The organism is Burkholderia sp. M6-3 (assembly GCF_050858985.1).
GTDB lineage: Bacteria > Pseudomonadota > Gammaproteobacteria > Burkholderiales > Burkholderiaceae > Paraburkholderia > Paraburkholderia caledonica.
The window spans coordinates 780,163-793,079 of record NZ_CP110091.1 but is presented as its reverse complement, the minus strand read 5'-3'; the positions used below and the strand labels follow the sequence as shown (position 1 = coordinate 793,079).

At 58.2% G+C, this 12,917-nt stretch carries 11 protein-coding genes and 1 pseudogene; 6 read left to right on the top strand and 6 right to left on the bottom strand.

Going from position 1 to position 12,917, the window contains the following annotated elements; all coding sequences use genetic code 11:
- Nucleotides 1-140 precede the first annotated feature (140 nt).
- A complete protein-coding gene (locus OH764_RS20885) occupies nucleotides 141-1,301 on the bottom strand; it encodes a hypothetical protein (RefSeq protein WP_498850607.1) in 1,161 nt (386 codons plus the stop codon).
- 249 nt (nucleotides 1,302-1,550) lie between these two features.
- Here OH764_RS20885 and OH764_RS20880 point away from each other — a divergent pair, with 249 nt between their 5' ends.
- Together OH764_RS20880 and OH764_RS20875 are read left to right on the top strand one after the other, a co-directional pair.
- Nucleotides 1,551-2,972 carry a UbiA family prenyltransferase gene (locus OH764_RS20880; protein ID WP_498850606.1) on the top strand — a complete coding sequence of 474 codons (1,422 nt, stop codon included), beginning with the start codon at nucleotides 1,551-1,553 and terminating at the stop codon, nucleotides 2,970-2,972.
- A gap of 229 nt (nucleotides 2,973-3,201) precedes the next feature.
- The gene (locus OH764_RS20875) at nucleotides 3,202-3,549 is read left to right on the top strand and encodes a hypothetical protein (protein ID WP_498850605.1); all 348 of its coding nucleotides are present in this window, start codon (nucleotides 3,202-3,204) and stop codon (nucleotides 3,547-3,549) included.
- A gap of 748 nt (nucleotides 3,550-4,297) precedes the next feature.
- Here OH764_RS20875 and OH764_RS20870 read toward each other — a convergent pair.
- On the bottom strand, nucleotides 4,298-5,209 hold the full coding sequence (locus OH764_RS20870; protein ID WP_498851251.1) for a CHAD domain-containing protein: 912 nt from the start codon (nucleotides 5,207-5,209) through the stop codon (nucleotides 4,298-4,300).
- 235 nt (nucleotides 5,210-5,444) lie between these two features.
- Between OH764_RS20870 and OH764_RS20865 the strand changes: the two genes are divergently transcribed.
- The 3 genes from OH764_RS20865 to OH764_RS20855 all read left to right on the top strand — a co-directional run bounded on the left by OH764_RS20865 (nucleotide 5,445) and on the right by OH764_RS20855 (nucleotide 8,179).
- Nucleotides 5,445-6,398, top strand: a complete 954-nt coding sequence (locus tag OH764_RS20865; protein WP_498847679.1) for an IS5 family transposase — start codon at nucleotides 5,445-5,447, stop codon at nucleotides 6,396-6,398.
- A gap of 243 nt (nucleotides 6,399-6,641) precedes the next feature.
- Entirely contained in the window at nucleotides 6,642-7,595 is a 954-nt protein-coding gene (locus tag OH764_RS20860) for an IS5 family transposase (RefSeq protein WP_498847679.1), read from the top strand.
- Between the two features lie 215 nt (nucleotides 7,596-7,810).
- Nucleotides 7,811-8,179: an NUDIX hydrolase gene (locus OH764_RS20855; protein ID WP_498850604.1), complete on the top strand. Its 369-nt coding sequence runs from the start codon at nucleotides 7,811-7,813 to the stop codon at nucleotides 8,177-8,179.
- Nucleotides 8,180-8,386: 207 nt separating this feature from the next.
- On the opposite strand, the gene OH764_RS20850 is transcribed toward OH764_RS20855, so the two are convergent.
- Nucleotides 8,387-8,710, bottom strand: coding sequence for a hypothetical protein (locus OH764_RS20850; RefSeq protein WP_498850603.1), 324 nt, complete (start codon nucleotides 8,708-8,710; stop codon nucleotides 8,387-8,389).
- Nucleotides 8,711-9,327: 617 nt separating this feature from the next.
- On the opposite strand from OH764_RS20850, the gene OH764_RS20845 reads away from it, so the two are divergent.
- The gene (locus tag OH764_RS20845; protein ID WP_498850602.1) at nucleotides 9,328-9,942 is read left to right on the top strand and encodes a hypothetical protein; all 615 of its coding nucleotides are present in this window, start codon (nucleotides 9,328-9,330) and stop codon (nucleotides 9,940-9,942) included.
- A gap of 78 nt (nucleotides 9,943-10,020) precedes the next feature.
- Here OH764_RS20845 and OH764_RS20840 read toward each other — a convergent pair whose 3' ends face one another.
- From OH764_RS20840 to OH764_RS20830, 3 genes and pseudogenes are all read right to left on the bottom strand, one after another.
- Nucleotides 10,021-11,550, bottom strand: a complete 1,530-nt coding sequence (locus OH764_RS20840) for a CYTH and CHAD domain-containing protein (protein ID WP_498850601.1) — start codon at nucleotides 11,548-11,550, stop codon at nucleotides 10,021-10,023.
- A gap of 343 nt (nucleotides 11,551-11,893) precedes the next feature.
- Nucleotides 11,894-12,151: a nitrile hydratase accessory protein gene (locus tag OH764_RS20835; protein WP_498851250.1), complete on the bottom strand. Its 258-nt coding sequence runs from the start codon at nucleotides 12,149-12,151 to the stop codon at nucleotides 11,894-11,896.
- A gap of 195 nt (nucleotides 12,152-12,346) precedes the next feature.
- Nucleotides 12,347-12,899, bottom strand: a pseudogene (locus tag OH764_RS20830) (SH3-like domain-containing protein); the annotation flags it as partial.
- Between the last annotated feature and the right edge of the window lie 18 nt (nucleotides 12,900-12,917).

The following is a 12,917-nucleotide window of genomic DNA, read 5'->3' as shown; positions in this document are numbered from 1 at the left end:
GATGTGACTGTCAACTGGCCGGTGACGAGACGACCGAATCGAACTGACAACGGAGAACTGCGCGTGAAACGGTACCATTGAATCCTGACCCATGGGGGTGCGGCTATCCAGGTTGCCCTCGAACGAGCCGCCAGAAGGCTTCACTGTCCTTCGGACACTGTCCGGTCCGCTCGTGCGGGCAAGCTGGCGTGATCCGAACTGTCCGCGTGACTCTGCGCGGCCGCTTGCTGCAGCGCCGACGAGATGGTCGCGCATATCAAAAATGCGAGAGTCATTGCAAGCAGGCTCAAATTGCGCAGTTCGTCCTTATAGCAGAACGCAATGAACAGGGGCACATTGATTGATAGCGCGATCCATGCGTGCGAACGGACAACCGGAGGTAAGGTGCGCCAGCTGTTCTTTAACAAGAGCACGACTAGCAACAAGTGGATCACGTTGAATCCCTTTGTCGTCAAAATCCCGTAGTTCATCTCCATTCTGAAGTAATTGCGGGGATCGATCAAATACTCCAAGTGCGATAGTAGTTGGTATTGCGCAGAGCCACCACTATTGGCCGCATACCGAAGTTTCATCCATATATTGACTGAAGCGGCGAGCGCGAGAAGGACGCTTGCCAGCGTCGCTGTCTTTCCTCGCGAGTAGTGCACTGCGATGAAAGGTACAAGCGCTAGCACAAAGAAGAGATACGACTCCTTGTTAAGCGTGGCGACCACGGTGACTGCGGCGAGCACTATAATCCGTCGCTTTAGCGCTAGCCATATTCCGACCGCCATAAACATCAGCTCCGGCATATCGTAGAAGTAGCCACCTTCAGTGAGGATGAGTGGGAAAAATAGGGCCAACACAAGTGGCGTGAGCGTGGCCGCCACCTTGTCGCCGATGACCTCAATGCATGCCGCGCGGATCGCAAACATTGCGGCGACCATCGACAGGAAGGACGCCGCGTACACCAGAAAATAGCGTAGCGCGTAGGGCCGATTGGCAGCGTCTGTTGCGGTTGGATAATAGCGCTGAATTGGGTTTGAGACGGGTGGCTCCTCCGCTAGTTTGTCTAAAAACTTCCTTTCGATTACCGGTGGTACAAATCTCGCTATGGCATTCGCGCTCATTGGCAGTAACTGCCGATACACGAACGGGCGTGGGGCGTTGCCATCGAGCATTTTTGGAAGCGAATACTGCTCCGTCTCATGAAAGTGCCACTTGAGGAAGAAGCCACTAAAAGACGCACCCGCCGCTAGATAATAAACAACGGCAAGGAATACCCACGCGGCATGACGAGATAGTGCCACTCGTTTCGACATGGAGAACTCCTGATCAATCTGTCGAGCCGCCGCCCAACGAGCCTGCGCAACTGCCGCTATTCTAACGCGACCGTTTTTCGTCTGTGCTATATCGCACGCCAACTCCCGGAAATCCGAGGAACATGCGCCCCGCTATGTGCGATTTCGAACAGACATGCAGTTGAAGTCGCCGTAAGGTCCGCGCTGCGGCGGAGCTCGGGTGTAGGGGATAACAGTGCCGCTTAAATTGCTTTGCCACTGGGAGCCGCCATGCGATTCCAAGCTCTTCCGCTGTGTGTCGATCTCGATGGCACGCTCGCCCGAACTGACCTCCTGGTCGAATCCCTCCTGGCCCTCGTCAAGCACAATCCGCTCTATATTTTTATGTGCGTGGCATGGCTTATGCATGGCAAGAGTTGCCTGAAAGAGCAGGTCGCAAGGCGCGTAACCATCGACGTTGAACTTCTTCCGTACAACGGCCGTTTGCTCGCCTTTCTAAGGACCGAGCAGCAACGCGGGCGAGAGTTGTTTCTATGCACCGCGTCCAATGAACAATTCGCACAGCAAATTGCTGCCCACATCGGAATCTTTAGCGGGGTGATGGCAAGCAATGGCGAGTTGAACCTGCGTGGCGAAAATAAGGCCAGCGCGCTCTCAGACCGATTCGGTGAATATGGTTTCGACTACTGTGGGAACGATATGACTGACTTGCCTGTTTGGAAGAAGGCACGTGCGGCAATCGTTGTCGGCGATCAGAGGATTGCGGCGGCCGCCCGCAAGGTCAATGAGCAAGTCATTCTCTTCCACGAGTCGAGGCCGTCGCTCAACACCGTACTGCGAGCGGCGCGGGTCTATCAGTGGTCCAAAAACACGCTGGTCTTTCTACCCCTTCTCGCCGCGCATCAGTTCACGAATACAACTGCAGTCCTGAATGCCGTGATCGCCTTTCTAGCCTTCAGCATGTGCGCGTCGTCTGTATATCTGGTCAACGACATGCTCGACCTTGATGCGGACCGACGGCACGTGCGGAAGCGCAATAGACCGTTCGCATCCGGCGCGCTTCCACTTTGGTTCGGGATAGCCTTCGCCTTCTTACTGCTTGCCCTTAGCGCTGGCCTCTCGACATTTCTCCCAGTGACTTTCGGGCTAGTGCTAGCCCTGTATCTAACGCTAACGCTGGCTTACTCGTTCGTGTGTAAGCGACTGATGCTCGTCGATGTGTTCTCGCTCGCAGCGCTCTACACGTTGCGAATCGTTGCGGGCGGCGCAGCGGGACAAATTCCGCTGTCGTACTGGCTCATATTGTTTTCAGTGTCGATCTTCCTGAGCCTGGCGATGGTGAAGCGCTACGCCGAACTCAACGTGGTACAAAAGGAAGGTAAGGCAGCCGCAGCCGGTCGGGGATATCTTACGCAGGACCTCGCTATTCTCCAGTCGTTCGGCACCGCAGCGGGATACATGGCCGTGTTGGTGCTAGCGTTGTACCTGAATTCGCCTGAGGTACGGTTGATGTACCGCCATCAGGAAAGCCTCTGGGCGCTGTTTGGCCTGATGCTGTTTTGGATCAGCCGGGTGTGGATGAAAGCTTTTCGGGGCAAGATGCACGACGATCCAATTGTGTTCGCATTGAGAGACAAGGTCAGTGTTCTCGTGCTGGCGTCGTGCGTCGCCAGCATCGTCCTGGCAATCTGAAGACGCAAGGCGATCGGCGCCTGCCGCGGCGGCAGTCCGATCAACAAATCGCCGCGCGACATTCAGCGAGCTTTGCGACGCTCATAGCGACTAATGACCCTATTGTCCCCCCTGCCGGCACGCTCAGTGCGCTCGCTAGCGTACTGCCGAGCCTTGCACCTATGAACAGTTCGGCTGGTTCTGCCGCCCTTATCTCTCGCCACCGTGCGGCCGCCGTAAACGTGCGATTGTGAAACTGCCTCAGATCGATCAGCGCCCGCCCCGCCTTGCGTGCTTCAACCTGCAAAAGCACGACGAACAATACGACGCCCGCCACCATCGCGACGATCCCCATATGCTGCCCGATGCGCTCTGCGCCGAACAATATCATCGCGATTGCGGGCGACAGCAGCATGAGCCCGAGACCGGACAGCGACACGTTGACGATGCCGCATCAAGCTGTGCAAGCAGCGAGCCGAGTACGGCGACGGTCGTGATTCTCCAGACCAGCGGACCCAGCCGCTCGCGTTGTGCCGCGCTCAAAACAGCCCTTCGCGACGCACTCGACCGAAATGAACCGATGAGAAAACACCCATGACAAGCACGCCGACGAGCATCGCCGCGCTATCGACGTTCACACCGGGCGCGAACGGATTGGGAACACGCAGCGCCAGACCGACCAATGCGTGAGCATGCTCCACAGAAAATTGACCAGCGGCGACGACGGCCCCCTGCCATGCGGTTTCGAGAAAGGGGACGGGAACATCTCACGGCGCAGACCTGCGGTGAGATGCGGCATCGCGTTACACAAAAAGGCACCCGCGAAGAAGATCGCAACGAAACTTATGGTTCATCCTTTCGAGGAAGCTTGAGAAGCCGCAAAGGCTATGGAAGACTGGAATCGCCGAGCCGCTTGATGAGCGGAACGGCCGCAGCAAGCGTTGCGATGTCCTCAGGGAACCCCGCGGGCTGCTACCTATCGCGATCGGGCGTGCCGATGGCGGCAGCTGATCTTCATGGACATACGCTCGTCATACGGGAGGCTCCCACTAGCTGGGTCTTTCAGGATGGCCAAACGGAATTGACCATACAGCCGCGTGGTAAGGCAATCATCCCTGACGCGGCCGCGCAAAATCGTTCTTGAAGGCGGCGCCGGGATAGGTTTTCTGCCAAGCTACCTCGCTGCTCCCTCGTTGACGGCAGGTACGTTAGTGCGGGTACTTTCATCATTGAGACGGGAACCCAGCGAGCTTCACGCGCTGTATCCGATTCATCGCAGCATGGCAACGCGCTCAAAAACCCCTATGTGCTGCCCCCACACTCAGCGCGTGAGCTTCACTCCAGGCTCAACTAGCGATGGCTCTAACCCAGCGTGACGCTGCACGCATTCGTCGAGACTTCTGCTTTTCCAACCATTGCAACGACTCCTGCACAACTTCAGGTGGGACTTCGCTAAATGAGGCGCTGCGAATCAGGGCCTCACTTGCGGCAATGTCGTTGAACTGTCCCAGCTTGTTCTGCACGGACGCCAGTTCCTTGATCGTGCGTGCGTGCTCGCCTTTGATAACAGGTTGGAAAAATTCGAGCAGATACCTCAGCCTCTTGCTCGCCTTTCGAACATCGTGAAGCGTTTCCTCGTGGGCGGTCCCGCTGCGTGCTGCGCGCCTGCTTCGCTTTCGAAGTGCGCGCTGAGCAAGACGAACCCGCGCCTTGGCAAAAGCTCCGACAGGAAGATCGTTGCAACGCGACTGCAGCGTTGCCTGCGCGCGAAGTAAGACGTCGTTCAGAAATACCTCGACATCGCCGCTTTTGATCATCGTCTGGCTATGCACCACCGCCTGTGCTCGCTTCTCGCGCGCCGCGGCCACGAGCAGCGCGATCGATGCGCGGGACGCCTGAGCGGATTCCAGGAGATCGCTTGCGATATCCCAATCACGCGTTCCGCCTGCCAACGCTGCAAGACGCTTGAATTCATCGGTGGCTTGTGCGGTCGCTTCCTCTCCGAGGTAAGGCGAGTACGCCCAGTACAAAGCACGAAGCCTTCTGAACGCGACTCGAAGCTGATGGAAGCCCTCGGCATCGCTCTGTGTGGACAGATCTCTCGCCTTTTGCACAGCCTCGGCTACCACCGGCGCCGCCAACGATGCGAACGTGCTGGCGATAGAGTTGGTTTTTGATAGCGATGAACCGGGCCGCTGCCGGTCAACTTTGAAGCGGTTGTTTAGCCGCGGCAAGGGCCAGTCACCGTCCATATCCATTTTGGCCTCGAGGTGGACAAAATACATTTTGCCCGGACATTACCATACTCATCTGCTGGCGTCGGCGCTCTTTGTGACCTTTGATGACATCCCTTTAAAGTGTGGCGCATATGCCGCCCGTACCTCGCGACGTCGTCGCGCATCCGCTATTTGGATTAGGGATGGTCTGCAAAAGTCCTGGCGTCGAAGTCTGGTTGTCCTATCCTGGAAGAACGGGAATTAAAGGAGTTCCTCGATGACACAGCTCGGTCTTGGCCTGGATCTTTCAACGAAACGCACGCGCAAGCGGGAATTTCTCGATGAGATGAGGCGCGTTGTGCCATGGTCGAGGTTGATTGCGTTGATCGAACCGCACTATCCGAAGGGTAAGACTGGAAGGCCGCCGTTTCCGGTTGCGACGATGCTGCAGATTCACTTCATGCAGCAGTGGTTTGGGCTTTCGGACCCGGCGATGGAAGAGGCGCTTTATGACGTGCCGCTGTACCGTGAGTTTGCGGGGCTGGACGAAGGTATGACGCGTTTGCCAGACGAAAGCACGATTCTGCGGTTCCGCCACCTTCTCGAAACGCACGGACTGGCCGCGCAGATGCTCGCCCTGGTCAATGAGATCCTGAGTGAAAAAGGCTTGATGTTGAAGGCAGGGTCAGCGGTCGATGCGACCTTGATTAGCGCACCGAGTTCGACAAAGAACGGCTCTGGCAAACGGGACCCGGAGATGCATCAGACGAAGAAAGGGAATCAATGGTACTTCGGGATGAAAGCGCACATCGGCGTGGACGCAGAGTCGGGGCTGGTCCACACCGTCATTGGTACGGCAGCCAACGTGCACGACATCAATGCGGCCGAAGCGTTGTTGCACGGCCAGGAAAAGGATGTGTACGCTGACGCCGGATATCAGGGTATAGAAAAGCGATGTCAGGCGAACCCGGTACGCTGGCATGTCGCGATGCGACCGGGCAAGCGTCGACAACTGGACCTGACCAATCGTCTGGACGCGATATACAACCAGATTGAGCGCCTGAAGGCTGGCGTGCGCGCCAAGGTTGAACATCCGTTTCGCGTGCTCAAGCAGCAGTTTGGTTACACGAAGACCCGCTACCGAGGATTGGTGAAGAACACCGCGCAGATCACGACACTGTTTGCGCTGGGCAACCTCTGGATGGCGCGCAAGGCTTTAAACAAAGCGTGAAACGCCCGGCGCATCAGGCCGTGAGTCTCGGCAAACGAAGGTCATCATGCTTCAAAAGCCGCACGATCAACCTGCTGGCAGACTCTGCGGCCGATACGCCCAACGTGAAAAAAGATCGGCGCACATGAAAACATGTTGTGCAGACCTTCCTTAGCATGCGTGGCTAGGGATGGTCTGCAAAAGTCCTGGCGTCGAAGTCTGGTTGTCCTATCCTGGAAGAACGGGAATTAAAGGAGTTCCTCGATGACACAGCTCGGTCTTGGCCTGGATCTTTCAACGAAACGCACGCGCAAGCGGGAATTTCTCGATGAGATGAGGCGCGTTGTGCCATGGTCGAGGTTGATTGCGTTGATCGAACCGCACTATCCGAAGGGTAAGACTGGAAGGCCGCCGTTTCCGGTTGCGACGATGCTGCAGATTCACTTCATGCAGCAGTGGTTTGGGCTTTCGGACCCGGCGATGGAAGAGGCGCTTTATGACGTGCCGCTGTACCGTGAGTTTGCGGGGCTGGACGAAGGTATGACGCGTTTGCCAGACGAAAGCACGATTCTGCGGTTCCGCCACCTTCTCGAAACGCACGGACTGGCCGCGCAGATGCTCGCCCTGGTCAATGAGATCCTGAGTGAAAAAGGCTTGATGTTGAAGGCAGGGTCAGCGGTCGATGCGACCTTGATTAGCGCACCGAGTTCGACAAAGAACGGCTCTGGCAAACGGGACCCGGAGATGCATCAGACGAAGAAAGGGAATCAATGGTACTTCGGGATGAAAGCGCACATCGGCGTGGACGCAGAGTCGGGGCTGGTCCACACCGTCATTGGTACGGCAGCCAACGTGCACGACATCAATGCGGCCGAAGCGTTGTTGCACGGCCAGGAAAAGGATGTGTACGCTGACGCCGGATATCAGGGTATAGAAAAGCGATGTCAGGCGAACCCGGTACGCTGGCATGTCGCGATGCGACCGGGCAAGCGTCGACAACTGGACCTGACCAATCGTCTGGACGCGATATACAACCAGATTGAGCGCCTGAAGGCTGGCGTGCGCGCCAAGGTTGAACATCCGTTTCGCGTGCTCAAGCAGCAGTTTGGTTACACGAAGACCCGCTACCGAGGATTGGTGAAGAACACCGCGCAGATCACGACACTGTTTGCGCTGGGCAACCTCTGGATGGCGCGCAAGGCTTTAAACAAAGCGTGAAACGCCCGGCGCATCAGGCCGTGAATCTCGGCAAACGAAGGTCATCATGCTTCAAAAGCCGCACGATCAACCTGCTGGCAGACTCTGCGGCCGATACGCCCAACGTGAAAAAAGATCGGCGCACATGAAAACATGTTGTGCAGACCTTCCCTAGGTCATACGCTCGCGCATCGAGCGCGCCTCCAAAATTCCTGGAACATACGTGGGAGTTTGTTTTGAAGAAACGCGCCACCGTGGTCTGCCGCAGAGGCAAGCGAATTCTCCTGGTCGCACGCAATGAATCGAGGTGGGCTTTGCCGGGCGGAATCCTCAAGCGGGGAGAACATCGCTCGGACGCCGCGCTTCGAGAACTCAAGGAAGAAACGCGGCTGACCGGCAAGTCAGCCAAACATCTTTTCGACTTCCGTGGCAAGCAGAAGCACCATCACGTGTTCTCCTGCGAAATCTCGAATCGCGCCAAGGCTCGCCCCAGTAACGAAATATCTAAATGTCGCTGGGTGCACGTTGACGACGTCCCTCGCCTTATAACAAGCGGGCCGACAACCGGCATCGTGAAACTCATGAGCCAACAGCGCAGGAAGTAGCGCGGTTTTCAAAGTGAATAGCACGCAACCAACGCCGCCAGGAAGCCTCGGCTTCACACTACGCAACGCGACTACAACGGCGACTTCCAATTGGAGCGGCTTCTCGATCCGTCGGTCGCACTGCAGCGAGTCCATTGTCCAGGATGCCGAAGGTCAGTAGGACAATTGAACGACGTGGCCGCAAAAACGGGCTACCCAAAGCGATGTTTATGCTCTTCCTTCCGCCAGTGCATGGAGACTCGAACGATTTTCGTTTTTGCCCGATGCGATGAAGTCAGTCGACTGGAGTGCGACCGTGTCTGAACCGGCAATCGGCCGCTTGCTTGTGGCCTGAACCAGGATGCGCTTCAGACACGTGTAGAAGAGTTCAAGCTGTCTTGCGTCAGACGCGCCTGGTTCCAGGTCGAACACATTCTCGAGCACGCGGCGCGACATATGGAAACGCTGAAGTCCTCGGACCACACGGACCTGGAATACGATGCCATCACTGTTATGCGGCACCCCCGCCCAAACGAGCGCATCGCTGCTCATGGAGCCCCCGGTTCTTCATTCTGTGTTCAGGAAAAGCTGGTCGTTTGATGGTCGCACACTGAGCGGTGGCCGAATATCTTTCAGAACTGTGTGACGCAAAGATTTGATATTTTTACAACGCCAATATTGCGACGCATCCAGGTACAGTTAGACTGGAAAACTAACGTCGCCGCGTTTGCGCTTGCTCAGACGGAAGAATGCACCATGACTACTATCCAGGACTTAGGTTACCCCGCCGTTCCGGAATTGCACGTTTTCGAGCAAGCGGGAAACGGGCCTTGAGGCATCACCGTTCCGCGAGTCAGGGGATGCGATTTCAAACTGATCGCTTTCAGCGATAGAACCTTCCCGGTGGAAGACGCTGCCCGCAGAGACGAGCATCAGGTGCTAGCCGGCCTTTCATACCACGGCTCACACAACTGACCTTACTGGCGGCAGCCAGTGACCCGATCTCCATCTGCAAAAAAACACGTCTGGGCCGCGTTCGACGTCGCTTCATTGGGGTAGCATGAATTGCCAGTCTGGCCGTGCCTCGGCACCTCCATCTTCCTCATTCACCAGCGATGCAGACACACGTCTCGAGCCGATGCCGGGAGCGCAAGCGTAGGCAATACGCAATGAGCCGCCTGCGTCTCGCGACCGACCGTCTCATGCGTGCCGGGTCAGACTTTGAGCGGGATCTCGCCACTCGGTGGGTAACGGCTTGGGCTGGCGCGATCGGCGAGTTTCAATTTTCTGCCGTGGCTAAAGAACACTTCGGAAGACGAAAACGAGGGGCGACCGGCCGAAATTGTGAGGAAGACTTTTCGATACATCCCGATTGGCAGCTTCACAATTCTATTTCGCCGCGATCCGTAGAAAGTAAATACACACTGGAGAACTTGATAGGCACGAGATTGCGGTCCGACGATGACGGCACCTCGAATGAGACGACTGAACAGGCGTTGACGGTGCTGGCAGTTCAGATCAAGCAACTCGTCCAGAACAGATCGCTCGACAGCCGGTTTGCTGCAAAGCTGGTAAAGCGATTGAAGAAGGAAGCTGACGCCATTTCGAAGAACGGTAGTGCCACGAAGCCTGGGCAGAAGGAGCTGAAGAAAGCCTTCGAAGCAGTCGAGGCAGTGCTGCTTGGCCACGACGCGGCATTGTTAGTGAACGCGAATGCTGCGCTGCGCGAGACGGACGCCACGATCACTACCAGGAAGTCACCGCAACGACCAACCGAGGGCTGAGCAATCCTCTGACCTCGAAAGCGTCCGACTTCCACCAGCCGGAAAGGCGACCTTTTCCCCGCGGAACCACAGGCTTGCTCAGTGCGGTGGTGAAAGGCGTCTGAAACGTTTCCACCGTTTCTTCAATGTCTGATAATCGGCAGCGACGCGTGAAGCGAGATAACCTCGCGCGAAAGCGGCGCCCGGTGCGGCATTGGGGGAGGTTCGCGTCACCTGCTTCAGCAACTGGTCGGCGACGACCGCATCGTTACGCCATCCCAGATCGTCCTGAAGCGCCGTCAGCGCTTTGACGTAATGCCGGACGGCGCGTCTTGGACACAACGACGCGAAGAACTCGGTGGCGTATCGGACTTTCTTGGCTGCGATTCGGGCACGGTGGCGACGATGATCATCGAGATCGGCGAGCCGCTTGCCGCGGTCAAGCAGTTTCCTGTGTCGACGACGCAGGACGTCCGCGGCGAACGGCGCGGCGGGCTTGCCAATCCCCTCGCGCTGCTTGTCGGACATCCCGTCTTGCCATCCCTTTCGATTCAACCAGAGCGCAAGTTGGAGAACCAGCCGGGTATAGCGAACCGACTCGACTGCGGCTGCCGCCCGCTGCCGGTTGTTGACCGCGATCTGTTCGCACGCCTGCCGGACAGGCAGGATTTCGTCCGCGTTGCCGTTGGTCCCCGCATGTTCGAGCGTCGATCCCGCGAGCACTTCCCAGTCACGTGCGGCGCCGAGTTCCGATGCAATCCAGCGCAGTTCGTCGTCAAGGCCGGGATAAGCGGGAATCAGCTTTGCAAACAGGTCGAGTGCGGAGCGTAGACGGCGAAGCCCCACGCGCATCTGATGGACGCTCGACGGATCGTGGCCGGACACGACGCCACGTTCATTCGCGTGGACCTGAGCCAGACAGTTGCACGCGATATTGCAGAATGCGTCCTCGACCGAATCGCGCTTGTTCAGTTGCACCGGCTCGGCCTTGACCGCGTCGCTGTGCTCCGCGACGAGCAGTCCATAGCCAAGATCGGCCTTGCTGAGATGGTCGATACGCAGCGGCACGATTTCCAGCAGTTCGAGCGCGATGCCGTACAGGCTTTCTGGCTGGCCGTGTTTTAGCTCCAGTTCGACAGCCGCGATCGGTATCGAGCCGGACTCCGCGTCGACAGTCCCTTCGTCGAGCGCAACTTCGAGTTCGTCTCCGGACGGCAAGCGCAGCGCAATGGCGGACCGCTTGATCCGCGTGACAAACACCGGCTCCAACCGGGCGGCCGTGGCCTTGTCACGGATCAGCCTGCCGCATTCCGTATCAGCGGATATCTGGTCCTGCAGCAGCTTCAGATCGGGCGTGTCGCCATCGACGGGCATCTCGAACTCGTCCCTGTCGAACATGCCCGCCTGCATCGATCCTTCCAGTTTCAACGTCTGGACTCGCTGGTCGCCCACGACACGCACGCGCAGCGAAGCCTTGCATCGGTGAAACGCAAGCTCGGGCGTATCGAAATAAGTACTTGTCAGCAATCGGGGATCTTCCACTTCGCCTTCCGGTCGCGAAAGCAAAGGCGCGCGGCGCAACTTCTCGAGATCTTCGGGGGGGATTCGCAGCTTCAGCTCCGTTTCCATGCCGCCTCCTATTGCGCTCCTGGCTATCAGCCTATACCGAAAACGCGGGATTGCATGTCGGGTGTGCGGCTCGCTGGCGAGTGCAGGCATGACCCTCAATGCCGGACGTTGCCCTTCGCCTGACCGGTGTCCACGGCAGAGCCGCTGTTCGAATGTCTATGCGAAGGGCTGGTCTTACGGCCCGATCTGCCCAACGCGTCCGACGTCAGCCGACGGATTCGCCTGCCAACGCGATTATTCTGCGCCGGGCAGAGGTCGACCCCATTGCCGCCGGTCAAGTGCGAGAGGCGAAATGGCCGATATCCAGCGCTCAGCAGCCTATATCACAGGCGTGCGATGGTCGTCACCCAAGCTCAATCGGCTGCCCGTGCGGGGTACGGCGTGCGGCGACTTCCCACGCAGTGCGACGTTGCCGAAGCATGTCGTCCGTCACCAGTCGCTTGATGGTGCTGATGCGCTCCAGTGCCGTCATCCAGTGGCTGTAGTAAGTGTTGCCGCGGTCCGGGTCGCCAGCGGCCTGCGCGTCACGGATTGCCTGATTCAGACATTCTGCCCATTCGGCCCAGGTGAACATGCCGCGCCTGTGCAAGGCTACTGTCATGGCAAAGGCCTGGGCTTCCCACGGTGCACTAAAAACGGGCCCTGCGTCGTCGCAAGGCAACGCCGGCAAAGCGGTACGCAGTTCAGGCAAGTTCGGCCGGTCGGAAGTCATGTCAGGCAGCCCGGCGTTCGGATAGTCGAGATACGGCTCCCAACAATCGACACAGACCGACGCCGCTGTCGTATCCGTCCCCCACAGGTCGGCGGCATCGAAGCGCACCGTATAGAGCCATTGCGGCTGTTCGCCGAGCCCAACCGCGTTGGCATCGGGAAAAACGTGCGCGCCGTGCACGGCGATAATGCACCCTGGTTTGTCGCGGCAATAGCGCGGCAAACGGGTGTGCGTAGGCGGATTCAGCGGACGGCTCCGCACTCTGTCGCCGACGCTAAAGCGTGCGCGGGCGGCCGGGGCGCGATCGACAGGGCTGCCCCTGAGCAACGCGGCGGCTACTTCGTCGGCCATCAATATGCGAGGGACCGGTGCCGCTGCACTTCTCGACACGCCGGTCGCAATTTCCTCCGCCGTTGCCAGTCCCGTACTTTCCAGCAGCTTTTTAAGTCCCTCGAACCAGATCTGGTAGTAGCTGCTGGAGAGGTACTGCGCAGGCGGCCCTTGCGGCACGGGACATGTCGATGTTCCACTTGCCGACTGCGCCCATCGCCAGCGTGATCGCCAGCACGCGGCGCTCCCACTCAGCGTGAAAGAGCGCGGCGTCGGCTTCCGCCAGTATCGGACCGAATGCCTGCATGCCGCCGAGGTCTTGTGC